Here is a 26605-nt window from a genome sequence, read left to right as displayed (position 1 = left end):
GACGGATGACTTTCACCGCCAAGAGCAGCAGGTCCAGGACGAGGCACACCGGCGCGGCCGCCGTCGCGCTCACCGCCGCGGCGGCGCTGCTCGCGGGCTGTTCCTCCGACTCCGACGACACCTCCGACAATCCGCTGGCGGGCGAGAAGGCGGAGGCCGGCACCGTCGTCGTCGGCTCGAACAACTTCGCCGAGAGCACCCTGCTCGCCGACATCTACGGGGAGGCCCTCAAGGCCAAAGGCCTCAAGGTCACCTACAAGCACAACATAGGCAGCCGCGAGACCACGTACGGCCTGATGAAGAACGGGTCCGTCACGGTGCTGCCGGAGTACAACGGGTCACTGCTGGCCTACCTCGACCCGAAGGCCGAGCAGAAGTCCGCCGCGGCGGTGAACGAGGCGGTCAAGGCCAAGCTCGACGAGAAGCTGACGCTGCTGGAGCCGTCGCCGGCCGAGAACAAGGACTCGGTGAGCGTCAACGCCGAGACGGCGAAGAAGCACGGCCTCACCGCCGAGTCGACCCTCGCCGACCTCAAGGACGTCGCACCGGAGCTGGTGATCGGCGGCTCGCCCGAGTTCCAGACCCGGCAGCAGGGGCTCAAGGGCCTGGAGTCGGTGTACGGGCTGAAGTTCAAGTCGTTCAAGGCGCTCGACGCGGGCGGGCCGCTGACCCAGTCGGCGCTGACCAAGAACACCGTGCAGGCGGCGGACGTCTTCACCACCGACCCGACCATCATCAAGGAGAAGTTCGTCGTCCTGAAGGACCCGGAGAACCTCTTCGGCTACGCGAACGTCACCCCGCTGGTCAACAAGGACGGCCTGTCGAAGGAGGGCGTGGCCACGCTCAACGCGGTCTCCGCCAAGCTCGACACCAAGACGCTCCTCGACCTCGACGCGCAGGTCCAGCTGGACAAGAAGGACCCGCTGGACGTCGCCAAGGAGTGGCTCGAGTCCGCGGGTCTCGGCTGACCGGAGCCGTCGCCGGGGCCGCCGTCACGACGCCGCGGCCCCGGTCGCGGCGTCGATCAGCTGGTCGATCAGGGCGATGAGGACGTCCCGGCTGGAGGCCCGCTCCCGCGCGTCGCACAGCAGCACCTGCACGTGCTCCGGCAGCGCGAGGGCCTCGCGGATCTCCGCCGCCGGGTACGGGTGCCGGCCGTGGAAGCCGTTGACCGCGACGACGAACGGAATACCCCGCCGCTCGAAGAAGTCGATCGCGGCGAAACTCGACTCGGGCCTGCGCACGTCCACCAGGACCACCGCACCGAGCGCCCCGATCGCCAGGTCGTTCCACATGAACCAGAACCGCTGCTGACCGGGCGTACCGAAGAGGTACAGCACCAGGTCCCGGCCGATGGAGATCCGGCCGAAGTCCAGCGCCACGGTCGTGGCCCGCTTCTCCTCGATCCCGGCGAGGTCGTCGACGCCCAGGCCCGCCGTGGTCAGCGGTTCCTCGGTGCGCAGCGGGGCGATCTCGCTGACCGACCCGACCATGGTGGTCTTGCCGACGCCGAAACCGCCCGCGATGAGGATCTTCACCGCGTCGGGCGCGGTGGAGCGTGCGGATGCCGTGGGCGCCGTGTCGGCGACGCGCTCAGAGCCGGCCAAGGCCGTCCCTCACTTTCTGCAGCAGGTCCAGGTCGGGAGTGGCGCGGGAGACGAGGTGCGGCGGCCGGGCGGTGATCCGGCCGGCCTCCAGCAGGTCCGAGAGCAGGATCACGACCACGCTCACCGGCAGGTCGAGACGGGCCGCGATCTCCGCCACGGCGACCGGCTCGGCGCACAGGCGCAGGATCCGCAGGTGCTCCGGCTGCGGGCGGGCCGCCCGGGTGGGCTGCGGCTCGACCGCGGTCACCGTCGTGATGAGGGTGAAGTCGGCGCGGCTGGGCCGGGTCCGGCCGCCGGTCAGGGTGAACGGCCGTACGAGCCGGCCGGCCGCGTCGCCTCCGGTCACGTCACTCGCCGGGGCCGGCGGTGGTCCGCGGGGCCGCGCTCAGATGCTCGCCGATCTTCTTCACCAGCATGTTCATCTGGTACGCCACCACACCGACGTCGGCGTTCGGCCCGGTGAGCACGACCAGGTGCGCGCCGGGGCCGGCCGAGGTGAGTATCAGGTAGCCGTTGGCCATCTCGATGAGCGCCTGGCGCACCGGTCCGCCCCGGAAGTCCATGCTGACGCCCTTGCTGAGGCTCATCAGGCCGGACGCGGTCGCCGCCAGCCGCTCGGCGTCGTCGCGCAGGAATCCGGTGGACTTGCTGACGACCAGTCCGTCCTCGGAGAGCACCACGGCCTGGTTCACGTCGGCGACCCGCTCCACGAGTCCGGTGAGCAACTGGTCCAGCTCGGTGTGCGTGGCGGGGGAGGGTCGGGTCATCGGGTGTCCTTCGTCGGCGGTCGGCGGTCGGCGGGGGGAGTCGAGGGGGCGGCGGAGGCGGAGGAGGGCACGGGCAAGCCGGTGCCGGTGCCGGTGCCGGTGCCGGTTCCGGTGTCCGTGTCCGTGGCGTCCGTGTCGGGGTCGGGGTCGGTCTGGGCCCGCAGCGTGCCGCGCTGGAAGCCCGCGAGGGACGAGGCGGCGCGCTCGGCCGTGAAGTCTTCGTAGTCGTCGCCCGCGCCGCCGGCGCCGTCCCGGGGGACGCCGGGGTCCTCGTCGCGCAGCTCGGCGGCGAGGCTGGTCTGCGGCACCCGGCGGGGCAGCGGGGCCAGGCCGCCGTGTTCGTCGCCGTGGGACGAACCGTTGCGGGAGCCGCCCGGGGCGCCCGCCGCGACCGCGGACCGGCCGGGGGGTGCGGGACGCGACGACCGCACGGGCCGCCCGCCGCGGGCCGGGTCCGTCCCCGGCCCCGAGGACGGGGTTGACGCGGCGGACGAGGCGGACACGCCGACCGGTTCGGGTGTGAGGACGTCCGCCGTGACGCCCTTGTCGTCCGCCCCGCCGACCGGCTCCCGCACCACGATGTCGTGCGGGATCAGCACGATCGCCGTCGTCCCGCCGTACGGGGAGGGGCGCAGCGTCACCGTGATGCCGTGCCGGTGCGCGAGGCGGGCCACGACGAACATGCCGAGCCGCAGGTCGTCGGCGAGCGCCACCACGTCGAACTGCGGAGCCACCGCCAACTGGGCGTTGAACGAGGCGTAGTCCTCCTCCGACAGGCCGAGCCCGCGGTCCTCGATCTCGACCGCCAGGCCCTTGGCCACCAGCGCCGCCCGCACCCCGACCGGGTTGGGTGCGGGGGAGTACGAGGTGGCGTTGTCGATCAGCTCGGCCAGCAGGTGGATCACGTCGGCCACCGCGGGCGGGGCGAGCGCCACCTCCTCGTCGGCGTGCAGCTCCACCCGCTGGTACTCGGCGACCTCGCCGACGGCGCTGCGCAGGATGTCCACCAGCGACACGGGCTCGCGCCAGGTGCGCCGGGGCTGCTCACCGCTGATGATGACGAGGTTCTCCTCGTAGCGCCGCAACTGGCTCGCCGTGGAGTCCAGTTCGTACAGGCCCTTGAGGATGTCGGGGTCCGTGTGCTCGCGCTCCAGGGCGTCCAGCTTGCCGAGCTGCATGTTGACGAGGTTCTGGCTCTGCCGGGCGATGCCCAGGATCACCTTCTGGAACCCGCGCCGGGTGTCGGCCAGTTCGACGGCTGTGTGCACGGCGGTGCGCTGCGCGGTGTTGAACGCCTGTGCGACCTGGCCGAGTTCGTCCCGCCCGTAGTCGAGCGGCGGCGTCGCCGACTCCACGTCGACCTTCTCGCCGCGCTCCAGCCTCGCCACCACGTCGGGCAGCCTTTCCTCCGCCAGCCTGAGGGTGGCCAGCCGCAGCCCGCGCAGCCGCCGGGACAGCGAGCGGGTGATGCGCCAGGACATGACGACGCAGAGCACCAGGGCGATCAGCCCGCCCGCGCTGAGGACGCCGGCCTTGATCAGCAGACCCCGGGCTTCCTCGGCGCTGCGGTCGAGGAGGCCGTCCGTCTGCTGCCGGACGAGCTGGGCGTACTGGGTGGAGATCGACGCGAAGGCCGTGTTCCAGCGCTGCCGCGCGTCCGGCAGGTCGATCCGCTCGTTGCCGCCCGCCGAGCGGGCCTCGAGCACCTGGTCCTCGACGTCCTGCAGGGACTTCCACTCGGAGCTCGCGAGGATGCGTTCGGTCTGGGTCTTCGCGCTGCCGGTCAGGGAGGGCACGATCTGGTCCTGCACCAGCCAGCGGCGGGTGTGCACCAGCTGGGCGAAGCCGTTCCACTGCTCCTCGTCCATCCGGTCGGACGGCCAGGCCAGGGTGAGCCGGGCGTCCTCCTGGGAGACCAGCTCGGCGGCGTGCTCCAGGGCGACCAGCGGACCCGCCTGGGAGGTGAGGTCCCCGTCGTCGACCTGGGAGAGCTCCTGGAAGGCGTGGATCTGCTCGTCGACGATCGAGGTGTACTGGTCGAGCGCCTGCTCGGCGGTGATGTCGCTGGGGTCGTCCACCTGGTTGCGGTAGTACTCCAGGCTGCCCACCGAGCCGAGCACCGAGTACAGCCGGTCCGAGATCCGGTCGGGAGCGCTCTCGATCGCGTCCGACTGGCCCACGAGCTGGGCCACCGCCTCGTCCGTCTTCTTGCGCTGCGCGTCCAGCGCCGCACGGTCGCCGTCCGGCGCGGCCAGCCAGGCGGCCGACAGACTGCGCTCCTTCTGCAGGGCCAGGGTGGCCTCGGTGCCCATGGCCCCGGTGTCGCGGCTCAACTCCGTCTGCGCGCGCAGCCGCAGGCCCTCCGAGAAGATCTGGACCGTCGTGACGCCCCACACGGCCGCGAGGGTGACGCCGGGCACCAGGGCCAGGAGGATCAGGGAGAGACGTATGGAGCCGAGACGGCGCCGGACGCCTGTCCTCCGCGCTCTCCGCGTCTCCCGCCCCGCCGGCGTCTCCCGTGTCTCCTGCGTCTTCCGTGTCTTGCGTGCAGACATCGTCGTCCTAGGCGATCAGGTGGGGAAGGGAAGCGGACACGGGCGGACGCCGTCGGCCGCGGGACCCGGTCACCGGGTGCCGCCCGCGGCGAACTCGGCGACCGAGTCGGCGTTCGTCTTGGTCACGAACGCCGGGCCGGTCAGCACGGGGGCCACCCCGCCGCCGCTGACGTTGCCGTTGGTGCGGTACAGCCAGAGCGCGTCCACGGCGAGATAGCCCTGGAGGTACGGCTGTTGGTCCACCGCGAACTGGACGTCCCCGCGTTTGACGGCGGCGACCAGGTCCTCGTCGAGATCGAAGGTGGCGACGTGCGCCTTGCTGCCCGCCTCGTCCACGGACTCGACCGCGGTGAGGGCGAACGCCGCTCCGTTCATGACGACTTCGTCGATGCTCGTGTCCTGCCGCAGCCGGGCCGTGACCGCAGCGCCGACCGCCTTCATGTCGGTGCCCTCGACGTAGAGCATCTCGGTCTCGCCCTCGAAGGACTTCTTCACCCCCGCACAGCGGGCCTCCAGCGCGACGTTGCCGCGCTCGTGGATGACGCACAGGGCGTGCTTGGCCCCCAGGTCGTTCAGCTTGTCGCCGACGGCCCGTCCCGCGACGCTCTCGTCCTGCCCGAAGTACTCCAGGAGCCCGGTGGAACGCCAGGCGTCCATACCGGAGTTGAGGCCGACCACGGGAATCCCGGCCGCCTTGGCCTCGGCGACCGGCGCCTTCATCGCCTGCGGTTTGGCCAGCGTCACGGCGATGCCGTCGGCCTTGTCGCGGACGGCGTCCCGCACCAGGTCGGCCTGGTCGGCGGTGTCGGCGTCACCGGCGTAGGTGAGGTCGACGCCGTCCTTGGCGGCCGCCGCCTCGGCTCCCTTGCGCACCCGGTCCCAGAACGCGTCGCCCTCACCGCCGTGGGTGACCATCACGATCTTCATCCGCTCGCCGCCCGGCCCGCCCGCGGCGTTGGCCGCCGAGCCGTCCTCGTCCCCGCCGAGGGCGGAGCAGCCGGCCCCCAGCAGACAGACGGCGGTCGCGAGGGCCGCGATGCGCAGGGGCGCGGAGGAGCGGAAGGGCGGGGGAGCTGTACTCATGGGGGCGGGGGCACCTCGCTGTGCGGCCGAGCAGGAGGAACGGAGCGAGGTGGCCCGGATCAGCGGGTCGGTGCGTCAACCGGGTGAAACTCGCCTGGCCGGAGCAAACCGTGTGTGACCGCTGGTAGTCAAGTGACCAGCGAACCGTTGTCAGTTGTCGGTGCCGCATCGTGATGATCGGGGCGGCGAAAGCGGGCCGAAGCGGAATGCCGGGCGGTATGCCGCGCGGTGCCGGCAGTGTGCGCGCCGCGGTGGCCGCGGTGTACGGCGGCCGCACCGAGGCGGATCTGACGGACAGTTAGTCATTGAGTTATCGTGTACAGGGGGTTAAGACAGGCGGCACGGTCTGTTGAGTTCCAGCCCAGGAGAGTTCAGCCGATGGCGAGGCAGCTACGCGCCGAGCAGACCCGCGCGACGATCATCGGTGCCGCGGCCGACCTGTTCGACCGCCACGGCTACGAGTCGACGAGCCTGAGCGAGATCGTGGCCCACGCCGGGGTCACCAAGGGCGCCCTGTACTTCCACTTCGCCGCGAAGGAAGACCTCGCCCACGCCATCATGGAGATGCAGTCCCGTGCCTCCCGCCGGCTGGCGAAGGACCTGGACGGCCGGGGCTACTCCTCGCTGGAGACGCTGATGCGCCTCACCTTCGGCATGGCCCGGCTCTGCGACGAGGGACCGGTGCTGCGCGCCGGGCTGCGGCTCGCCACGGCGGGTGTCCCGGTGCGGCCGCCGCTGCCGCACCCCTTCACCGAGTGGCGGGAGATCGCCACGGCACGGCTGCTGAACGCCGTGCGGCAGTCCGACGTGCACCCGGACCTCGACGTCGACTCCGTCGCCCACACCCTCGTCTGCTCCATCGTCGGCACCCGCGTCGTGAGCCGCACCCTCGAACCGGCCGAGCGAGAGCCCCGCCGCCTCGCGGGGATGTGGTACGTCCTGATCCGGGGCATGGTCCCGGTGACCCGGCGCGCCCGCTACGTGACCCTCGCGTCCCGCCTGGAACGTGAGCCGGGCGCGGCCTGACCGGTACGGAGCCGGGCGTGGTCCGAGCGGTACGGAGCCGGGCGCGGTCCGAGCGGTACGGAGCCGGGCGTGGTCCGACCGGTACGGTGACGTGCATGCCCGACACCCCGTCCGTGCCCGCCCCCGTCATCCTCGGCAACGAACCCGGGTCCTTCCCGCACGGCGTGCTCGCCGAGCGGCACCCCGCCATCGTGCGGCAGGTGCGGGACGCCTTCCCCCTCGACCCCGGCCGGTGCGAGGCGCTCGACGCGCTGCTCGAGAGCTGCGCCGACGGCGTGGTCGAACCGCTGCCCGCCGCGGCCGACCCCACCGGACGCGACCGGGACCGCTGGGCCCACTGGGGCATGGACGCGTACGCCGGCCGCTCCTGGTACGACGTGCCCTGGCTGTGGGCCGAGAGCCACTTCTACCGCCGGCTCCTCGACGCCGTCGGCTACTTCGGCCCCGGCCCCTGGCAGGGCGTGGACCCGTTCCGGCCCGCGAAGCTCGCCGAACTCGACGCGCCGGAGACGGACGAGGAACTCGCCGCGCTCGACGAACTGCCCGCCGACGAGCGCGGCCGGGCCCTGCTGCACGGCTCGCTCTGGGGCAACCGCGCCGACCTCGGCTTCCGCCTCTCCGACCGGGGCGCCGGCCCCCGGGGCGAGGCGGAACCCCTCGTCGCCGACGACAGCGACACCCTGTGGTCCCTGCTCCCGGCCCGCGGGAGGGGAGCTTCACGGCGGGACCCGGCCACCTTGTGCCTGGTCGCCGACAACGCCGGCCGCGAACTCGTCCCCGACCTGCTCCTGATCTCGCACCTCCTCGCCGAGGGCCGCGTCGACCGGGTCGTCCTGCACGTCAAGCCGTACCCGTACTACGTCTCCGACGCCACGCCCACCGACGTGCTCGACGCCCTGCGGCGGCTCGTCGCCGCGGGCGGTACGGCGGCCGGGCACGGCGAGCGGCTGTGGACCGCGCTCACCGACGGCCGGATCGGCGTCCGCGCCCACCCCTTCTCGTGTGCCCCGCTGCCGTACGCGGACATGCCCGGGGACCTGCGAGAGGACTTCGCGGCCGCCACCGTGACCGTCCTCAAGGGAGACCTCAACTACCGGCGCCTGGTGGGCGACCGGTGGTGGCCGCCGACCACCTCCTTCGCGGACGTCACCGCGTACTTCCCCGGCCCGGTCGCCGCGCTGCGCACCCTCAAGTCCGACGTGGTCACCGGGCTCGACGCGAAGACCGAGGCCGCGCTGGAGGCGAGCGGCGAGCGGCGCTGGCGAACGGGCGGGACACACGCGCTGATCCAGGTCAGGCGCTGAGCGAGGACCGGGGGAGAAGTTCCCGCATTCCGGGCTGATTCACGCGATGGTGTGATCATGTGTCGCCCGGTGGATGCCCCCGGAGGGCCATGGGTAGTGCCCGGCCATGACGCAACAGCCCTTCCGACTCCCGCACTTCTACCTGCCGCATCCCGCGCGGCTCAACCCGCATCTCGACGAGGCCCGCGCCCACTCGACGACGTGGGCGCGCGAGATGGGCATGCTGGAGGGATCCGGGGTCTGGGAGCAGTCCGACCTCGACGCCCACGACTACGGCCTGCTGTGCGCCTACACCCACCCCGACTGCGACGGGCCGGCGCTCTCCCTCATCACCGACTGGTACGTGTGGGTCTTCTTCTTCGACGACCACTTCCTGGAGAAGTTCAAACGCAGCCAGGACCGCCTCGCCGGCAAGGCCCACCTGGACCGGCTCCCCCTGTTCATGCCGCTCGACGACGCCACGGAGATGCCCGAGCCGGAGAACCCGGTCGAGGCCGGCCTCGCCGACCTGTGGACCCGCACGGTGCCCGCGATGTCGGCCGACTGGCGCCGCCGCTTCGCCGTCGCCACCGAGCACCTGCTCAACGAGTCCATGTGGGAGCTGTCCAACATCAACGAGGGGCGCGTCGCCAACCCCGTCGAGTACATCGAGATGCGCCGCAAGGTGGGCGGCGCCCCCTGGTCGGCCGGGCTCGTGGAGTACGCGACCGCCGAAGTGCCCGCCGCCGTCGCCGGGTCCCGGCCGCTCAGGGTGCTCATGGAGACGTTCTCCGACGCCGTGCACCTGCGCAACGACCTCTTCTCCTACCAGCGGGAGGTCGAGGACGAGGGCGAGCTGAGCAACGGGGTCCTGGTCCTGGAGACCTTCTTCGGCTGCACCACCCAGGAGGCCGCCGAGCTGGTCAACGACGTCCTCACCTCCCGGCTGCACCAGTTCGAGCACACCGCGTTCACCGAGGTGCCGGCCGTGGCCCTGGAGAACGGCCTGACCCCGCCGGAGCTCGCCGCCGTCGCCGCGTACACGAAGGGGCTGCAGGACTGGCAGTCCGGCGGCCACGAATGGCACATGCGCTCCAGCCGCTACATGAACAAGGGCGAGCGTCCGGCGGCGGGCTGGCAGGCGCTGACCGGCCCCGGCACCTCCGCCGCGGACGTCGGCGCGCTCCTGGCCACGGCGGTCGCCCAGCGGGCCCGCCCCTACACCAACGTGCCCTTCCGGAAGGTCGGCCCGTCGATCATCCCCGACATCCGCATGCCCTACCCGCTGGAGCTGAGCCCCGCCCTCGAGGGAGCGCGGCGGCACCTGTTCGAATGGTGCGCACGGATGGGGATGCTCAGCGAGGGCGTCTGGGACGAGGACAAGCTCGCCAGCTGCGACCTCCCCCTGTGCGCCGCCGGCCTCGACCCGGACGCCACCCAGGACCAACTCGACCTCGCCTCCGGCTGGCTGGCCTTCGGCACCTACGGCGACGACTACTACCCGCTCGTCTACGGCCACCGCCGGGACCTCGCCGCCGCCCGGCTGACCACCGCCCGCCTGTCGGCCTGCATGCCGCTCGACGGCGAGCCCGTCCCGCCGCCCGTCAACGCCATGGAACGCTCCCTGATCGACCTGTGGGCGCGCACGACGGCCGGCATGACGCCCGAGGAGCGGCGCCCGCTGAAGACGGCCGTCGACACGATGACCGAGGCCTGGGTGTGGGAGCTGTCCAACCAGATCCAGAACCGCGTCCCCGACCCCGTGGACTACCTGGAGATGCGGCGCGCCACCTTCGGGTCCGACCTCACCCTGGGCCTGTGCCGCGCGGGGCACGGCCCGGCGGTGCCGCCCGAGGTCTACCGCAGCGGTCCCGTCCGCTCCCTGGAGAACGCGGCGATCGACTACGCCTGCCTGCTCAACGACGTCTTCTCCTACCAGAAGGAGATCGAGTACGAGGGCGAGATCCACAACGCGGTCCTCGTCGTGCAGAACTTCTTCGGCGTCGACTACCCGGCCGCCCTGGGCGTCGTGCAGGACCTGATGAACCAGCGGATGCGCCAGTTCGAGCACGTCGTGGCGCACGAACTCCCCGTCGTTTACGACGACTTCCAGCTGTCGGAGGAGGCACGGGCCATCATGCACGGCTACGTCACCGACCTGCAGAACTGGATGGCCGGCATCCTCAACTGGCACCGGAACGTCCCGCGCTACAAGGCCGAGTACCTGGCGAGCCGCACCCACGGCTTCCTGCCGGACCGGATTCCGGCCGCGCCCGTGCAGTCCATGCCGGTCCCGGTGCCGGGGAGCAGCCCCGTTCCCACGCCCTGACCGACGTTCAGTCTCACTCTTTCGTGGCTCGTCACGCGCCGATGCGCCGGGTAGAGCACCTGCCGGAGGCGATCCATGGAACAGACAGCGTTGCGTCCCAAGCCGATGCCCGGCCGGGACCCGGGGCCCGGCACCGAGCCCGACACGGGCGCGCGGCCCCGCGCCGGGCGCCGCCGCCGGCGGCTCGTCACCGTGCTGCTCGGTGTGCTCACCGCCACCGTCCTCGTCCTCGCGGGCGTGGGGCTCGGCACGGTGGGCGCCACGGTGATCGGCATGAGCAAACTGGCCGAGCTGCAGCGGCAGGCGGGTGCGCCGGGACCCGGCGGGGCAGCCGGAGACGGGCGAGGAAAGGGAGGGGAAGCCGGGACGGACAGGGGGACGGACACGCGGGCCGCCCCGGCGGGCCCCTCGTCCGAGGCGTCCCCCTCTGCGGCGCCAGTCGGCGCGACGCTCGGCGTGGAGGCCGTCGACGACGAGAGGCCCGGGGCCCGGGTCGTGGGCGTCCACGTGCCGGGTCCGGGGTACGCGGCGGGTCTGGTGCGGGGCGACGTGCTGCTGGCCTTCGGAACGGCCCGTGTCGACTCGGCCGCCGATCTCGCCCGCGCCGTGGCCCGCGCCGAGCCCGGCAAGGAGGTCAACATCACCGTGCGCCACAAGAGCGGCGGCTACCAGCAGCTGACGGCCGTACCGGGCGTCGTCACGTGACCGTGCGGAAGTGGCTCGTGAGGCGGCCGGCGTCGTCCAGCACGTGGTAGGCCAGCCCGACCGGCGCGTCCCGGTCCGCGACCTGATCGCCCTCCCAGGGCAGCCGCAGCGTCCAGGTCACCCCGGGGCCGACCGCCAGCGGCCGCCCGGCGAACACGGTGGCCGCGGGCGTGTGGGCATGACCCGTGATCAGCCCGGCGATCCCCGGCCTGCGTGCCAGCAGCGCGGCCAGGCGCCCGGAGTGGCGCAGCCGGTAGGAGTCGGGCAGGGGGTGGTGCAGGGCCGCGGGCGGGTGGTGGAAGGCGAGCAAGGCCGGCCGGCCGCCGTCGAGTCCGTCGAGCGACGCCTCGATCCAGCCGTACGTCTCCTCGTCCAGCTCCCCCTCGTCGCTGCCCGGGATGCTGGAGTCGCACATCAGGACCGCGCCGCCGTCGAAGACGTGCATGCCGTTGACCGGGCCGTCGGCGGCGGGGCGGCCGAGCAGGGCCTTGCGGTAGGGAGCGCGGCTGTCGTGGTTGCCCGGGCAGGTGAGCACGGGGAACGGCGCGGAGCCGTCACGCAGTCCCAGGATGCGAGCGGCCTCCTCGTACTCCGCCTCGGTGCCGTGGTCCGCGATGTCCCCGGTCACCAGGAGCGCGTCCACCCGCCCCGGCAGCCGCCACAGCCGGTCGCGCACCCGCTCGGCGCGCTCCGTGGCCCGCGGGCTTCCGTCCAGGTGCAGATCGCTGATGTGCGCGAGTACGAGCATGGTGCCGGCCCTCCTCCGGGCGCCCGGACCGCAACGCCCCCGATGTTAATGCTTGCGTGCCATCCAACCATTAGCGGCGAGGGGGGATCAACGCCAATCGGCTCGCGTCGCCCCCGTCCTGAGGGCAGGATGCTGCCCGTGGTCCCTTCACTCTTCCGCCCCGGGAGGCGCGCATGACCGGCAGCAGGCCCGCCGTCCCCTTCACCGCCGACGACTACCGGGCCCGCATGGAACGCGCCGCGCGTGCGGCCGCCGACGCGGGGCTGGCCGGGCTCCTGGTGGCCCCGGGCCCCGATCTGGTCTGGCTCACCGGTTACGCGCCGACGGCGGACACCGAACGGCTCACCCTGCTCGTCCTCGCCCCCGGCCGCGACCCGGTGCTCGTCGTCCCGACGCTGGAGGCCCCCGACGCCGGGAAGGCGGCCGGCGCGCCCGCCCTGACCCTGCGCGACTGGACCGACGGCAAGGACCCCTACGCGGCCACCGCCGCCCTCCTCGACGGGTCCGGACGGTTCGGCATCAGCGACAACGCCTGGGCGATGCACCTGCTGGCCCTCCAGCGCACCCTGCCCGGCACGTCCTACGCCTCCCTCACCGAGGCGCTGCCCATGCTCCGCGCCGTCAAGGACACGGCGGAGCTGGAGCTGCTGGCGGCGGCGGGCGCGGCCGCGGACGCCGCCTTCGAGGAGGTCCGGAAGGTCCGCTTCGGCGGACGCCGGGAGTCCGAGGTGGCCGCCGACCTCGCCGGCCTGCTGCGCCGGTTCGGGCACTCCCAGGTCGACTTCACCATCGTCGCCTCGGGCCCCAACGGCGCCAACCCCCACCACGAGGCCGGCGACCGCGTCATCGAGGACGGGGACATGATCGTCCTCGACTTCGGCGGCCTCAAGGACGGCTACGGCTCCGACACCTCCCGCACCGTCCACGTGGGCGAGCCCACGGACGAGGAGCGCCGGGTGCACGACCTGGTCCGCGAGGCCCAGGAGGCCGGTTTCCGGGCGGTGCGGCCCGGCGCCGCCTGCCAGGACGTCGACCGGGCCGCCCGCGCCGTCATCGCCGACGCCGGGTACGGCGAGTACTTCATCCACCGCACCGGGCACGGCATCGGCGTCACCACCCACGAGCCGCCGTACATGATCGAGGGGGAGGAGCAGCCCCTCGAGCCCGGCATGTGCTTCTCCGTGGAGCCGGGCGTCTATCTGCCCGGCCGGTTCGGGGTACGCATCGAGGACATCGTCACCGTCACCGAGGACGGTGGCAGGCGGTTCAACGACACCACGCGGGAGCTGGTCCTGGTCGAGTGACCGGTGCCGGACGGACCCCGAAGACCGCGGCAGACCCGGGAGACGACGGCGCGAGATGACCCAGGCACCGACACCCACCGCGGACACCGTCCGCCGACTGGTCCGTTCCCTGCTGGGCGGCAACACGGAGCCCGACGTGCGGCCGGTCGCCGAGGCCGGCGAACCCGGCACGTGGTGGGTCGGCGCCCGGCACGTCCTGCGGCTGGCCACGGACCGGGAGGCAGCGGTGCGCGGACGCCGCGAACTGCGCCTGCGCGAACTGGTCCGGCCCCACGTCCCGGTCACGCTGCCGAACAGCGTGGCGCACGGCGAGTGGGCCCCGGGCCTCACCTACACGCTGGACGCCAAGGTGGCCGGAGGGTCGGGTGAGGACCACGCCGTGTCCGCCCTGGGCGAGGCGGACCTCGCGGCGCTGCTCACCGGCCTGCGCGAGGTGCCCCTGCGGCAGGCCGAGACGCTCGGCGTGCCGCGGGCGGCTCCGCGCGCCCTGGAGACCCTGCGGCAGTCCGCCGAGCGCGCCGCCCGCCGCCTCGCCTCGGCCGACGAGTTCGACACCGCGCGGCCGGAGCGGCTCACCCGGGAGGCGGCGGCCCAGCTCGGCGTCCAGCCGGGCGCGGTGGTCCTCGTCCACCACGGGCTGACCGGCGACCACCTCGTCGTCAGCGCCGACGGCCGGGTGCGCGGCGTCCTGGGCTGGAGCGAGGCGGTCCTCGGCGACCCGGCCGAGGACATCGCCGGCCTCGCCCTGTCCGTCGGCTCACCGGCCGCCGTCCGCGCCGCCACCCTCGCCGGCTACGGAGCCCGGCCCTGCCTGCGGGGCCTGTGGCTGGCCCGTTGCGACGCCGTCGTCAGGCTCGCCCGGGCCCTGGAGGACGGCTCCGGCAGCCGCCCGTCCCTGCCCCTGCTCAGAACCCGGCTGCGACGCGCCTGGGAACCGATCCTCCTGGAACGCGTGACAGAGCTGCGCGACACCGCCCCGGACGACACCGCCCCGGACGACACCGCCCCGGACGGCACCGGTCCGGACGACGCCGTCTGACGGCCCCGCGTCCCGCGCTCACTCCTGCACCAGCACCACGCTCGACTCGCCCGGCACGCGCAGTACCCCGTTCTCGCCCGGGCCCTCCACCGGTTCCCACGCCGCCAGCACGCGCGCGGGGCGGTTGCCCAGCGGGATCGCCGCCGGTTCGATGCCCAGGTTGACGGCCACCCGGATGTCGCCGCGCCGGAAGGCCAGCCAGCGCGCCGTGCCGTCGTACGCCACCCGGGTGTCGGCCAGGTCCGGGTCGGTCAGGTCCGACTGCTCGGCGCGCAGGGCGATCAGCCGCCGGTACCAGTCCAGTACGCGCGCGTGCGGCTCGCGCTCGGGCTCCGACCAGTCGAGGCAGGAGCGCTCGCGCGTCGCCGGGTCCTGCGGGTCGGGCACGTCCTCCTCGCGCCAGCCGTGCGCGGCGAACTCCCGCCGCCTGCCGCTGCGCACCGCCTCGGCGAGCTGCGGGTCGGTGTGGTCGGTGAAGAACTGCCACGGCGTGCCCGCCGCCCACTCCTCGCCCATGAACAGCATCGGCGTGAACGGCGCGGTCAGCGTCAGCGTGGCCGCGCAGGCGGCGAGACCCGGGGACACCAGGGACGCCAGGCGGTCCCCCTGGGCGCGGTTGCCGACCTGGTCGTGGGTCTGGCTGTAGCCGGTCAGCCGGTGCGCGGCCGTGCGGCCGCGGTCCAGCGCACGGCCGTGCGAGCGGCCCCGGAAACTGGAGTAGGTGCCGTCGTGGAAGTACCCCCGGGTCAGCGTCTTGGCGAGCGCCGCCAGCGGATCGCGTGCGAAGTCGGCGTAGTAGCCCTGAGACTCCCCGGTCAGCGCGGTGTGCAGCGCGTGGTGGAAGTCGTCGTTCCACTGCGCGTGCACCCCCAGACCGCCCTCCGCGCGCGGGGTGACGATCCGCGGGTCGTTGAGGTCGGACTCGGCGATCAGGAACAGCGGCCGGTCCAGGTCGGCCGCGAGGCCGTCCACGGCGGCCGACAGCTGCTCCAGGAAGTGGCACGCGCGCGTGTCGACGAGGGCGTGCACCGCGTCCAGGCGCAGCCCGTCGAGCCGGTAGTCCCGCAGCCAGGCCAGCGCGCTGTCCACCAGATACGCCCGCACCTCGTCGGAGCCGGGCGCGTCCAGGTTCACGGCGGCACCCCAGGGCGTGTGGTGGGTGTCGGTGAAGTACGGGCCGAAGGCGGGCAGGTGGTTGCCGGACGGGCCCAGGTGGTTGTGCACCACGTCCAGCACCACGCCGAGGCCGAGTTCGTGGGCCCGGTCGACGAACCGTTTCAGCGCCTCGGGCCCGCCGTACGGTTCGTGCACCGCCCACGGCGAGACCCCCTCGTACCCCCAGCCGTGCCGCCCGGGGAAGGGGCACAGCGGCATCAGCTCGACGTGCGTGACGCCCAGTCGCACCAGGTGCTCGAGACGTTCGGCGGCGGCGTCGAGGGTGCCCTCGGGGGTGTACGTCCCCACGTGCAGCTCGTACAGGACGCCACCGGGCAGCGGACGCCCCGCCCAGCGGGCCCGCCACGCGTACCGGCCGTGGTCGACGACCGCGCTCAGCCCGTCGGGGCCGTCCGGCTGGCGGCGCGAGCGCGGGTCCGGCAGCACCGGCCCGCCGTCCACCGCGAAGCCGTACCGCGAGCCGTCCCGCGCCTGAGCCTCACCGCACCACCACCCCGGCCGCTCCGGATCGCGCTCCAACGCGCGCGTGGCGCCGTCGCACTGCAACGTCACCCGGCCGGCCTGCGGTGCCCACACCTCGAACTGCACGGACGGTTCCCCTTCGTCTGCTCACCGTGATGTAGCCCGTACATGGTCCTGCATAAGAGATCGTTCCGCTGGGGATTGCCCCGGCTCGCGGCGAGTGTCGTGCCGCACGCGCGCGAGGACGGGGTGCCGTTTTCTGGACTCTTCGGCGCCGCTGACCGACAATCAGCTGCGTGACGTCGTCCTTCGAGTTCCACACGTACCCCGCGCGGCTGTCCGACGCGGAGCGCGACAAGGCGCTGAGCGTGCTGCGGGACGGCGTCGCCATGGGGCGCCTGTCGCACGACACGTTCGTCCGCCGGATGGAACTGGCACTCGCCGCCCGCCGCGTGGAGGAGCTGGCCGTGCTCACCGCCGACCTGCACACCGAGAGCAGGCTGTCGCGGATGGTGTTCGGCACCGTGTCGGCGGTGTCCGGGTTCGGCGTGCGGCTCGGCCGGGCGTGGCGGGCCGAGCGGCTGCCCAAGCTGCTGCTGCCCCACCCCGGCGCCGGCCATCCGCTGCGCATAGGGCGCGACCCGGCGAGCGGGCTGCGGCTGAGCCACGAGACGGTCTCCCGCGTGCACGCGGAGCTCAGCCGGCAGGGCGGCATGTGGGTCCTGCGCGACCTGGGCTCCACCAACGGCACCACGGTCAACGGACGGCGGGTCATCGGCGCGGCCGTCGTCCGCGAGGGCGACCAGATCGGCTTCGGCCGGATGACCTTCCGCCTGTCGGCGAACTGACCGGGCCCGGATCCTCTTTGCTTTTCGCGGTGTTGACGTACCCCCCAACTCGTGACTGACTGTGCGTACACCGCGCACACCAGGTGAACCGACGGACCGCTTCGTGGAGGTGTGCCCTGCCGCCCCTCCTGCGCTACCCGACCGTGGACGAGCTGGGGGCCCGGGCCGCCGCATTCGTCGCCCGGCATCCCCGGCACGCCCGGCTGCGCCGCGTCGGCACCTCCCGCGCGGGCCATCCGCTGCTGCTGCTGTCCGTCGGCCACGGCAGCCGTCACGTCCTCGTCGTCGCCGGACCGCACGCGAACGAACCCGTGGGCGGCGCCACCGCCCTGCGGCTGGCCGAGCGGGCCGTGGCCGACCCCCGGCTCACCGACGGCGCGGACGCCACCTGGAACCTGCTGCTGTGTGCCGACCCCGACGGGCTGCGCCGCAACGAGGGCTGGCTGACCGGCCCCTACACCCTGGGCCGCTACGCCCGGAACTTCTTCCGGCCCGGCTTCCTGGAACAGCCCGAGTGGCTGCCCGACGGTCCGGACCGCGCCACGCTCCCGGAGACCCGCACCCTGCTCGCCCTCCAGGAGGAGCTGCGGCCCTTCCTGCAGTGCTCCCTGCACGGTGTGGACGTCGGCGGCGGCTTCGTCGAGCTGACCCACGACCTGCCGGGCCTGGCCCAGCGCATCTCCCACATCGCCGCCCGGCTCGCCGTACCCCGCGAGCTCGGCGCCTACGACACCCTGTACTGGCCCGACCTGGGTCCCGCCGTCTACCGCATCCCCCCGCCCCGCCGCGGCGACTTCACCGCGGCCATCACCGAGGCCGCCGTCGACTCGACCTGGTGCCACCCGCGCCGCTACGGCACGGTCACCGCCGTCGTCGAGGCACCCATGTGGGGCGTGGCGGCCGTCGCGGACGGCTCGCCCCCGGCCGACCGCGACGCCGTGCTGCGCACCGTGAGCAGCACCCTGCGCCACGACACCCGGCGCCTGCACCGCGTCCTGGCCCGCCTCAGGCCCCACCTCGCCACCGTGCCGGAGGCGGCGCACCTGCTCGCACCGGTCGACGACTACCTGCTGGTCTGCCCCCGGCTCGCCGACGCGTGGGACCCCGACACCGACGACGGAACGGGCCGTTCACTGCCGCCGATGAACACGTCCCACCTCGTCGCGCTGCGGCTGGCCGGACGGCGCCTGTCCCTGCGGACCGCGGGACTGCTGCACCAGCTGGTCACCCGCACCGGGGGCGATCCGGCGGACGTCCTGCCCGAGCTGGACCGGATCGTCGACGAGGGCTGCGCCGACTACCGCGACGGCTGCGCCGCGCAGTGGATACCGGTCGGGCGCCAGGTGGAGTACCAGACGCGGGTCGTACTCGCCGCGTTCGAACTGGCCGGGCGGCGTCCCGGCGCGGGCTCCCGCGCGGGCGGTCCCGGCCGGGAGACCGAGGCCGCGGTGCCCATGCACCGGGACTGACCCGGTCCGCCCGGACCCGCGGGCCGCGTCCTCGCGGCCCTCGCCCCTCCGCCGCCCCTCACAGCTCGGCCGCCCTTCTACTGCTCCGCCGCATCCACCCGCTCCAGCAGCGCCACCGGCAGGTCCGCGAACAGGTCCGCCACGCGCACGTGCCCCGCGAACTCCCGCTCCGGCGCCAGAACGCCGGCCCACCGGCCGGGCGGCAGCGCCAGCGTCGTGCCGCGCCAGCCCCCCGCCTCCGCCAGCCGCAGCGACAGCCGGGTCACCGCCGTCACGACCTCGCCGGAGCGGGCGAACGCCACGCAGTGCTCCGCCGCCGGGCCCTCGGCGGACAGCGGCGCGTACGCCGCCGCGTCGCCGAAGGCGCCGGGCCGCCGTGCCCGCAGCGCCAGCGCCGCCCGGGTCACCGCCGCCTTCTCCCCCCGCTCCCCGATGCCCACGCCCGCGCCGCCGGCCCCGGCGGAGGGGAAGTCCACCGGTCGGCGGTTGTCCGGGTCCACCAGTGCCCGGTACTCGTGCTCGGTGCCCTGGTAGAGGTCCGGCACCCCCGGCATGGTCAGATGGACCAGGGCCGTGCCGAGGACGTTGGCCCGGACGTGCGGCTCGAGCGCCTTGCGCAGGGCGGCGATCCGTTCGCCCGGCGCGCCGCACGGCCCCGACGCCACGAAACGGGCCACCGCCTCCTCGTACGCGGGGTCCTGCTCCGTCCAGCTCGTGTGCAGGCCCGCCTCGCGCACGTGCTTGAGCAGCGCCTCCCGCACCCGCTCCTCGTCCGCCGGGCCCAGACCGAACACCGTCTGCCAGGCCGCCCAGGCAACCTGTCCGTCCAGCGGTTCCCCGCCCGTCCGGGCGAGTTCCGTGGCCTGTGCCAGGACGTCCGCCCACCGCGCCGGGCACTGGGTGAGCACCGCCAGCGCGGCGCGCACGTCGGCGCTGCGCTTGGTGTCGTGGGTCGAGACCACCGTGCCCGTCGCGGGCCAGTCGCGCTGCACGCGCGCGCAGTACGCGTGGAACTCCCCGGCCGACACGGCCGGCCTGCCGGGGTCGCCGCCCACCTCGGTCGCCGACAGCAGCGGCACGTAGCGGTAGAAGGCCGTGTCCTCGACCGACTTCGCGCGCAGCGCCGACGCGGTCTGCGCGAACCGCGTCCGGAACTCCACGTGCTCGGGCCCGTCGCCGTACCGCCCCAGGACCAGGTCCCGTACGACGTCCACGGCGCCGGCCTCCTCGGGCACCGCGAAGACGAGCCGGGCCTCGGCCGCGGCCTCCTCGGTGACCACCGTCGCCGCGTCCACCGACGCGTACGGCCGGTACACCTCCATGCGCACCAGCAGCTCGCGCAGCGCCGTGCGCAGTGCCCAGGGCGCCCGGTCGCGCAGCGCGAGGTCCGGGGCCGTGGCGCACAGGCGGTGCGCGACCCGGGTCAGCCGGTCCAGTTCGGCGGCCAGCTCGTGCCCGAGCACCTCGTACGCCGCGCGGCGCACCGTCGCCGCCCAGTCCCCGCCCCGGTCCGGCCCGGGACCGGAGAACCGGCGGTACTCGTCCAGCAGTTGCCCGTACCCGGCGGGGTCCGCGAACAGTCCGTCGACGTGCCGCAGGGCGTCGTACCCCGTGGTGCCGGCGACCTGCCAGGCGGCGGGCAGCCGCTCCCCGTCCGCGAGGATCTTCTCCACCACCGTCCACCGGCCGCCACTGGCCTCGTGCAGCCGCTCCAGATAGGCATCGGGGTCGGCGAGGCCGTCGGGGTGGTCGACGCGCAGGCCGTCGACCACGCCCTCGCGCAGCAGCCGCAGCACCGTCCCGTGGGTGGCCTCGAACACCTCCGGATCCTCCACGCGGACGCCGATCAGCTCCGAGATGCTGAAGAAGCGCCGGTAGTTCAGCTCGGTACGGGCCAGCCGCCACCACACCGGGCGGTACCACTGCGCGTCCAGCAGCCGCGGCAGCGGCAGGTCCGCGGTGCCGTCCCGCAGCGGGAAGGCGTGCTCGTGGTAGCGCAGCACGTCGCCGTCGACCCGGAGGTCGCCCAGCACCTCGCCGACCGGGCCGCCCAGCACCGGCAGCAGCACCCGGCCGCCCTGCGCCTGCCAGTCGATGTCGAACCACCGCGCGTACGGCGACCCGGGACCCTCGCGCAGCACCTCCCAGAGGGGGTGGTTGTGGCGCGGCGACATCGCCATGTGGTTGGGCACGATGTCCACCACCAGGCCCAGACCGTGCTCCCGCGCGGTGCGCGACAGCGCCCGCAGCCCCTCCTCGCCCCCCAGTTCGGCGCGCACGCGCGCGTGGTCGACGACGTCGTAGCCGTGCGGCGAGCCCGGGACCGCCTCCAGGACCGGGGACAGGTGCAGGTGCGACACGCCGAGCGAGGCCAGATACGGCACCGCCGCGGCGGCGGCCCCGAAGGGAAAGTCCGGCTGGAGCTGGAGCCGGTAGGTGGCCGAGGGGACGGGCGCCCAGGGAGGGGCGGCGGGGGCGGGGGAGGCCGGGGACGGCACCGGGTCGGGTCGCTCAGGTGTCATGGAAAGCTGTGTACCCGCCCCGCCGCCATTCCTGTCACCGGCCCCCTGCACGGATGCAGGAGGCCGGCCCCGGCCCGGGCCCTACACGGGCCGCTGCAGCACCGTCAGGCTCCGGTCCAGCAGGGTCAGCCGGTCGCCGGCCTGCACCTTCGGGCCCGTGCCCGCGGGCACCCCCTCCGTCAGGGCGGTGTCGACGACCACCTCCCACTGCCGGCCGTGGTCGACCGGCACCACGAAGTCGAGCGGCTTCGGCGAGGCGTTGAACATCAGCAGGAACGAATCGTCGGCGATGCGCTCCCCGCGGGTGCCGGGCTCGGAGATCGCGTTGCCGTTCAGGAACACCGTGAGCGCCGAGGCCCGCGCCGAGTTCCAGTCCCGCTGGGTCATCTCCGCGCCCTCCGGGGTGAACCAGGCGATGTCCGAGAGCTCGTCGTGGGTGCCCTGCACGGGGCGCCCGTGGAAGAAGCGGCGCCTGCGGAAGACCGGGTGGTCCTTGCGCAGCCACACCATCGCGCGGGTGAACCGCAGCAGGTCGGGGTCGTCCTCCGGCCACGCCACCCACGCCAGCTCGTTGTCCTGGCAGTAGGCGTTGTTGTTGCCCCGCTGGGTGCGGGCGAACTCGTCGCCGTGGCTGATCATCGGGACGCCCTGGGAGAGCAGGAGGGTGGCGATGAAGTTGCGCATCTGCCGCGCCCGCAGTTCCAGCACCGCCGGGTCGTCGGTGTCGCCCTCGACGCCGCAGTTCCAGGAGCGGTTGTGGCTCTCGCCGTCCCGGTTGTCCTCGCCGTTGGCGTGGTTGTGCTTGTCGTTGTAGGCCACCATGTCGTGCAGGGTGAAGCCGTCGTGGCAGGTCACGAAGTTGATCGAGGCGAGCGGGCGGCGCCCGTCGTCCTGGTAGAGGTCGGACGACCCGGTCAGCCGGGAGGCGAACTCCGCCAGCGTGCGCGGCTCGCCCCGCCACAGGTCCCGCACCGTGTCCCGGTACTTGCCGTTCCACTCGGTCCACAGCGGCGGGAAGTTGCCCACCTGGTAGCCGCCCTCGCCCACGTCCCACGGCTCGGCGATCAGCTTCACCTGGGAGACCACGGGGTCCTGCTGCACCAGGTCGAAGAACGACGACAGCCGGTCCACTTCGTGGAACTGCCGGGCCAGGGTGGCCGCGAGGTCGAAACGGAAGCCGTCGACGTGCATCTCGGTGACCCAGTAGCGCAGCGAGTCCATGATCATCTGAAGGACGTGCGGGGACCGCATGAGCAGCGAGTTCCCGGTGCCCGTGGTGTCCATGTAGTAGCGGGGGTCGTCGGCCAGCCGGTAGTAGGAGGGGTTGTCCAGCCCCTTGAAGGACAGCGTCGGGCCCAGGTGGTTGCCCTCGGCGGTGTGGTTGTAGACGACGTCCAGGATCACCTCGATCCCGGCCTCGTGCAGCGCCTTGACCGCCGACTTGAACTCCAGCACCTGCTGGCCGCGGTCGCCCCAGGAGGCGTACGCGTTGTGCGGGGCGAAGAAGCCGACCGTGTTGTAGCCCCAGTAGTTGTTCAGACCCATGTCCACCAGGCGGTGGTCGTTGACGAACTGGTGGACCGGCATCAGCTCCAGCGCGGTCACCCCGAGCCCGGTGAGGTGCTCGATGAGCGCCGGGTGCGCGAGGGCCGCGTAGGTGCCGCGCAGCTCCTCCGGGAGGCCCGGGTGCCGCATCGTCAGGCCCTTCACGTGGGCCTCGTAGATCACCGTGTGGTGGTACTCCGTACGGGGGCGCCGGTCGTCGCCCCAGTCGAAGTACGGGTTGACGACGACCGACGTCATCGTGTGGGGGGCCGAGTCGAGGTCGTTGCGCCGTTCGGGTTGGCCGAAGTGGTAGCCGTACACCTCCTCGCCCCACTGGACCGCCCCGCTGATCGCACGCGCGTACGGATCGAGGAGCAGCTTGGCGCTGTTGCAGCGCAGCCCGCGCTCCGGGGCGTACGGGCCGTGCACGCGGTACCCGTACCGCTGCCCCGGCATCACGCCCGGCACGTACGCGTGCCGGACGAACGCGTCGCTCTCCCGCAGCTCGATCGCCGTCTCCGAGCCGTCGTCGTGCAGCAGACACAGCTCTACTCGGTCGGCGGCCTCCGTGAAGACCGCGAAGTTGGTGCCGGCGCCGTCGTACGTGGCACCCAGTGGATACGCCTCTCCAGGCCAGACCTGCATGAGCACGACTCTTTCAGGTGTGGGGCGCCGCTGCGGACGCCTTGGCTCCGAGTCCCCCGGAAGTCTCCCCGAAAGTGAGGCGACCACCTAGCACGTACGTCCTCCTACCCACCCAGGAGGCGTTCCCTCAGCGCGGGCCCCTGCGAGGGGTGCGGAGCCGTCGTCGCGCCACCCGGCCGCGTCACCGCTATGAAACCGCTCACCCCCCGGTGTGAGCCGCGGTGGAACACGCCCGTGGACCAAGGAGGTTGGTGAAAACCGGCCCGTCCATCGGGCTGCACCGCGGACCGTCGGCGGAGTACCCTTCCTTGATCGTTGGGACGGGGTGTCCCCGGCAGTGTCCGGGGGAGCGGAAGGCGGTACTCGGGTGGGCTCGGGAGGGCTGGAGCTGCCTCCTGGTGACGAGGGTCATCAGGGGAACTCCACGGACGTCCCGCCCGGTGCGGTGTCCCTGGCGCGGCCGATGAACGCGGGCGCCATCGGTCCGGAGCTGGACTGGGACTCCGACGCCTGGCACGAGGTGCGCACCCGTGCGCAGCGGGCGGGCCGGGCCTACATCTGGCTGAACCTCGTCGAGCAGCGGCTGCGCGCGGTGGTGGCCGCCGTCCTGCGGCCGGTCTACGAACCGGTCCACGGCGACGACTGGGTGGTCGCCGCCGCCGGACCCGCCGGACAGGAGTGGGTGCAGCGCGCGGTCGCGGTCCGCGAGGTCAGCCGCCGCAAGGGCTACCTGCTCGACCCGGCCGACGACAACGTCCTCAGCTTCCTCACCCTGCCCCAGCTGCGCGAGCTGATGGTGCAGCACTGGCCCTGCTTCGAGCCCTACGTGGACGAGCGCCGCGACGTCGAACTGGCCCTCGACGAGCTGGAGGTCACCCGCAACGTCGTCTCCCGCAACCGGGCGCTGTCCGAGGCGGTCCTGAACCAGGCGGAACGGGCCTCCGCGCGGCTGCTCGAGGTCCTGGGCGCGGGCAGCGACGTGCCGTCCGCGCGCCGGCTCCCGGTGGACGCCGTGGAGGACCTGGTCGGGGACCGCTACGCCGACGTGGTCGCCGTGCACTCGGACCGGGTGCGGCTGCTGCGCCAGTTCCCGGCCGAGGACCTGTTCGGCAGCGCCCGCCGCGTGGACGCCCTCGGCATCGGCCTCAACCTGCTCGTGCAGAACTTCTCCGGCCGCCGCCTGCTGCGGATGGCCGAGGCCGGCGGCCGGGTGCGGCTGCTCTTCCTGAACCCGGCCTCCAGCGCGATCAAGCGCCGCGAGCGGGAACTGGGCATCAAGCGGGGCGAGCTGAGCCGCGCGGTGGAGATGAACATCCTGCACATGCGCCGGGTGCGCGCCCGGCTGCGGGACCCGGGTGCCTTCGAGATCCAGGTCTTCGACGAGACGCCCCGCTTCACCGCCTACCTCGTCGACGGGGACGGCGCCGACGGCATCGCGGTCGTGCAGTCCTATCTGCGCCGCACGCGCGGCATGGAGGCGCCGGTGCTCGTCCTGCGCAACGGGCGCAACGGCGGAAAGGTGGTGAAGTCGGACCGGCTCGACGAAGGCGGACTCTTCCCCACCTATCGTGAGGAGTTCGAACTGATGTGGGCGGATTCGCGGCCGGTGTCCTGAACGTGGCCCACGGGCGCGTAAGCGGAATGCGATCCTCTGATTGTCAGTGGCCCATGGGAAGGTGGAGACCACTGGGGGAACGCACCACCAAGAAGGGGGACCGCCCATGGGCTGGCACCGCGAGCTGCTGATCGGCTTCGACCTGGAGACGACGGGCACCGATCCGCGCGAGGCGCGCATCGTCACGGGAGCCGTGATCGAGGTCAGGGGCTCGCAGCCGCTCGGCCGGCGGGAGTGGCTGGCCGACCCCGGCGTGGAGATCCCGGCGGACGCGGTGGCGGTCCACGGCATCAGCAACGAACGCGCGGCCGGTGAGGGCCGCCCCGCCGACCAGGTCGCGGACGCCATCGCCGAAGTCCTCGCGGACCACTGGAAGGCCGGCGTCCCGGTCGTCGCCTACAACGCGGCCTTCGACCTCACCCTGCTCTCCGCCGAACTGCGGCGCCACGGGCTGCCGTCCCTGCGCGAGCGCCTCGGCGGCCTCGACCCCGCCCCGGTCATCGACCCGTACACCATCGACCGTGCCGTCGACCGCTACCGCAGGGGCAAACGGAACCTGGAAGCCGTCTGCCGGGAGTACGGAGTCCCGCTCGACGCCGCCCACGACGCCACGGCCGACGCCCTCGCCGCGGCCCGGCTGGCCTGCGCGATAGCCGGCCGCCACCCCAAGGTCGCGGCCCTCGGCCCGGCGGACCTGCACCGCCGCCAGGTCGAGTGGTACGCCGAGTGGGCGGCGGACTTCCAGAGCTTCCTGCGCCGCAAGGGCGACGCCACGGCCGTCGTCGACGGGACCTGGCCGCTGCGCGAGCCGTCCGGGGCACCGGCCGACGAGCGGGTCTGAGCCATCCTTCCCGGGTCCGCCGGTCCGGCTCGGCGCGCCCGGGTCAGCCGTTCCCGGCCGGCCGTCCGGGCACCTTCCCGGGCCGGAAGGCACCTCGCGTCAGAAGGGATACCACCGCACGGTCGGATCCCCGTCCCGCAGCGACGCCACCCTACGTTCGAACTCGGCCAGCGCCTTCGGGTTGCTCGGCGCGTGCTGCGCCACCCAGGCGCAGCTCGCCGTCTCCCGGGCGCCGCGCAGCACCGCGCAGCCGTCCCACTCGCGCACGTCCCAGCCGTAGGTCGCGGTGAAGGCGTCGTGGGCCTCGGCGGGCAGCCCGTAGCGGTCCCGGCTCAGCGCCATCACCACCAGGTCGTGCTCGCGCAGATCGGCGGAGAAGGTCTCCAGGTCGATCAGGACCGGCCCGTCGGGGCCGACGTGCACGTTGCGGGGCAGCGCGTCCCCGTGGATGGGACCCGGCGTCAGGTGCGGGGTCAGCGCGGCGGCGGCCGACGCGAAGCCGTCCCGGCGCTCGCGCAGATAGGCCGCGTCCGCGGGGTCGATCACGTCGCCCGCGAGGCGCAGCCAGCGTTCCACACCGCCCAGCAGTTCGCGGGGCGGCAGCTCGAAGGAAGCGGGGAGGGGGAGTTCGTGGACGAGCCGGAGCAGCGCGGCCACGTCCCTGGGCTCGGTGGGCCGCACCGGGTCGGGCAGCCGGTGCCACACGGTGACCGGGTGGCCGTCGACGATCAGCGCCGCCGGCTCGGCCGCCCGCACCGCCGGTACGCCGGCCTCCTCCAGCCAGAGCGCGACGGCCAGTTCCCGGCGCGCCCGCTCGAGGAGTTCGGCGTCTCGGCCCACCTTGACCGCCAGGTCGCCGGCGGCGAACACCGCGTTCTCGCCGAGGGCCAGCAGCCGCGCCTCCCGCGCCGCACCGGGCAGCACTCCCGCCGCGGCCAGCACCTCCCGCGCCCGTGCCTCGTCCATCGCCTCGCGCCTCCGTGTCCGTACCCGTTCCGGCCGTGCCGGGGGCCAGTGTCGCATTCGCACAGGTGGG

21 protein-coding genes are annotated in these 26605 nt (G+C 73.5%); 11 read left to right on the top strand and 10 right to left on the bottom strand.

All coding sequences use genetic code 11. The annotated features are described in order from the left end of the window. Positions 1-5: 5 nt before the first annotated feature. Positions 6-968: an ABC transporter substrate-binding protein gene (locus NI25_RS09105; protein ID WP_061441966.1), complete on the top strand. Its 963-nt coding sequence runs from the start codon at positions 6-8 to the stop codon at positions 966-968. A 24-nt stretch (positions 969-992) separates the two neighbouring features. Here the strand turns inward: NI25_RS09105 and NI25_RS09100 are convergent, their stop codons facing one another. The 5 genes from NI25_RS09100 to NI25_RS09080 all read right to left on the bottom strand — a co-directional run bounded on the left by NI25_RS09100 (position 993) and on the right by NI25_RS09080 (position 6012). Continuing rightward, positions 993-1607, bottom strand: coding sequence for a GTP-binding protein (locus NI25_RS09100; RefSeq protein ID WP_199560857.1), 615 nt, complete (start codon positions 1605-1607; stop codon positions 993-995). Next, positions 1594-1953, bottom strand: coding sequence for a DUF742 domain-containing protein (locus tag NI25_RS09095; RefSeq protein ID WP_061441965.1), 360 nt, complete (start codon positions 1951-1953; stop codon positions 1594-1596). The genes NI25_RS09100 and NI25_RS09095 overlap by 14 nt, the downstream gene beginning before the upstream one ends. Before the next feature lies 1 nt (position 1954). Further along, positions 1955-2374 carry a roadblock/LC7 domain-containing protein gene (locus NI25_RS09090; RefSeq protein ID WP_061441964.1) on the bottom strand — a complete coding sequence of 140 codons (420 nt, stop codon included), beginning with the start codon at positions 2372-2374 and terminating at the stop codon, positions 1955-1957. Next, positions 2371-4929, bottom strand: coding sequence for a nitrate- and nitrite sensing domain-containing protein (locus NI25_RS09085; protein WP_078884565.1), 2559 nt, complete (start codon positions 4927-4929; stop codon positions 2371-2373). The genes NI25_RS09090 and NI25_RS09085 overlap by 4 nt, the downstream gene beginning before the upstream one ends. Positions 4930-4998: 69 nt before the next feature. Further along, complete coding sequence (locus NI25_RS09080; RefSeq protein WP_061441963.1) at positions 4999-6012, bottom strand: substrate-binding domain-containing protein; 1014 nt, start codon at positions 6010-6012, stop codon at positions 4999-5001. A gap of 378 nt (positions 6013-6390) precedes the next feature. On the opposite strand from NI25_RS09080, the gene NI25_RS09075 reads away from it, so the two are divergent. The 4 genes from NI25_RS09075 to NI25_RS09060 all read left to right on the top strand — a co-directional run bounded on the left by NI25_RS09075 (position 6391) and on the right by NI25_RS09060 (position 11355). Next, positions 6391-7038: a ScbR family autoregulator-binding transcription factor gene (locus NI25_RS09075; protein ID WP_061441962.1), complete on the top strand. Its 648-nt coding sequence runs from the start codon at positions 6391-6393 to the stop codon at positions 7036-7038. Between the two features lie 95 nt (positions 7039-7133). Beyond that, positions 7134-8342 (top strand): damage-control phosphatase ARMT1 family protein, encoded by a 1209-nt coding sequence (locus NI25_RS09070; RefSeq protein WP_061441961.1) that lies wholly within the window; start codon positions 7134-7136, stop codon positions 8340-8342. A gap of 106 nt (positions 8343-8448) precedes the next feature. Beyond that, entirely contained in the window at positions 8449-10650 is a 2202-nt protein-coding gene (gene cyc2 / locus NI25_RS09065) for a germacradienol/geosmin synthase Cyc2 (protein WP_061441960.1), read from the top strand. A gap of 75 nt (positions 10651-10725) precedes the next feature. Beyond that, entirely contained in the window at positions 10726-11355 is a 630-nt protein-coding gene (locus NI25_RS09060; protein WP_061441959.1) for a PDZ domain-containing protein, read from the top strand. Here NI25_RS09060 and NI25_RS09055 read toward each other — a convergent pair. Beyond that, the gene (locus NI25_RS09055; RefSeq protein WP_061441958.1) at positions 11348-12103 is read right to left on the bottom strand and encodes a phosphodiesterase; all 756 of its coding nucleotides are present in this window, start codon (positions 12101-12103) and stop codon (positions 11348-11350) included. The genes NI25_RS09060 and NI25_RS09055 overlap by 8 nt on opposite strands. A 173-nt stretch (positions 12104-12276) precedes the next feature. Here NI25_RS09055 and NI25_RS09050 point away from each other — a divergent pair, with 173 nt between their 5' ends. After that, the gene (locus NI25_RS09050) at positions 12277-13407 is read left to right on the top strand and encodes an aminopeptidase P family protein (protein ID WP_061441957.1); all 1131 of its coding nucleotides are present in this window, start codon (positions 12277-12279) and stop codon (positions 13405-13407) included. Between the two features lie 55 nt (positions 13408-13462). Beyond that, positions 13463-14446, top strand: coding sequence for an aminoglycoside phosphotransferase family protein (locus tag NI25_RS09045; RefSeq protein ID WP_061441956.1), 984 nt, complete (start codon positions 13463-13465; stop codon positions 14444-14446). Positions 14447-14464: 18 nt separating this feature from the next. Here the strand turns inward: NI25_RS09045 and treZ are convergent, their stop codons facing one another. Next, positions 14465-16210 (bottom strand): malto-oligosyltrehalose trehalohydrolase, encoded by a 1746-nt coding sequence (gene treZ / locus NI25_RS09040; protein WP_061441955.1) that lies wholly within the window; start codon positions 16208-16210, stop codon positions 14465-14467. 170 nt (positions 16211-16380) lie between these two features. Between treZ and NI25_RS09035 the strand changes: the two genes are divergently transcribed. Together NI25_RS09035 and NI25_RS09030 are read left to right on the top strand one after the other, a co-directional pair. Then, a complete protein-coding gene (locus NI25_RS09035; protein ID WP_061441954.1) occupies positions 16381-16932 on the top strand; it encodes a DUF1707 and FHA domain-containing protein in 552 nt (183 codons plus the stop codon). A 143-nt stretch (positions 16933-17075) separates the two neighbouring features. Then, positions 17076-18401, top strand: coding sequence for a M14 family zinc carboxypeptidase (locus NI25_RS09030; protein ID WP_061441953.1), 1326 nt, complete (start codon positions 17076-17078; stop codon positions 18399-18401). Positions 18402-18478: 77 nt separating this feature from the next. Here the strand turns inward: NI25_RS09030 and treY are convergent, their stop codons facing one another. Both treY and glgX read right to left on the bottom strand, forming a co-directional pair. Then, positions 18479-20923 (bottom strand): malto-oligosyltrehalose synthase, encoded by a 2445-nt coding sequence (gene treY / locus NI25_RS09025; RefSeq protein WP_061441952.1) that lies wholly within the window; start codon positions 20921-20923, stop codon positions 18479-18481. Positions 20924-21004: 81 nt separating this feature from the next. Then, positions 21005-23113, bottom strand: a complete 2109-nt coding sequence (gene glgX / locus NI25_RS09020; RefSeq protein ID WP_061446837.1) for a glycogen debranching protein GlgX — start codon at positions 23111-23113, stop codon at positions 21005-21007. A 367-nt stretch (positions 23114-23480) separates the two neighbouring features. Between glgX and NI25_RS09015 the strand changes: the two genes are divergently transcribed. Together NI25_RS09015 and NI25_RS09010 are read left to right on the top strand one after the other, a co-directional pair. Continuing rightward, positions 23481-24728, top strand: a complete 1248-nt coding sequence (locus tag NI25_RS09015; RefSeq protein ID WP_061441951.1) for an SAV2148 family HEPN domain-containing protein — start codon at positions 23481-23483, stop codon at positions 24726-24728. Between the two features lie 106 nt (positions 24729-24834). Then, a complete protein-coding gene (locus NI25_RS09010; RefSeq protein ID WP_061441950.1) occupies positions 24835-25569 on the top strand; it encodes a 3'-5' exonuclease in 735 nt (244 codons plus the stop codon). Positions 25570-25668: 99 nt separating this feature from the next. Here the strand turns inward: NI25_RS09010 and NI25_RS09005 are convergent, their stop codons facing one another. Next, entirely contained in the window at positions 25669-26535 is an 867-nt protein-coding gene (locus NI25_RS09005) for a phosphotransferase enzyme family protein (RefSeq protein ID WP_061441949.1), read from the bottom strand. Between the last annotated feature and the right edge of the window lie 70 nt (positions 26536-26605).

Origin of the sequence: Streptomyces sp. CCM_MD2014 (assembly GCF_000772045.1) — a bacterium.
GTDB lineage: Bacteria > Actinomycetota > Actinomycetes > Streptomycetales > Streptomycetaceae > Streptomyces > Streptomyces salinarius.
The sequence above is the reverse complement of the archived record's forward strand: the minus strand, read 5'-3'. Positions and strand labels throughout refer to the sequence as shown.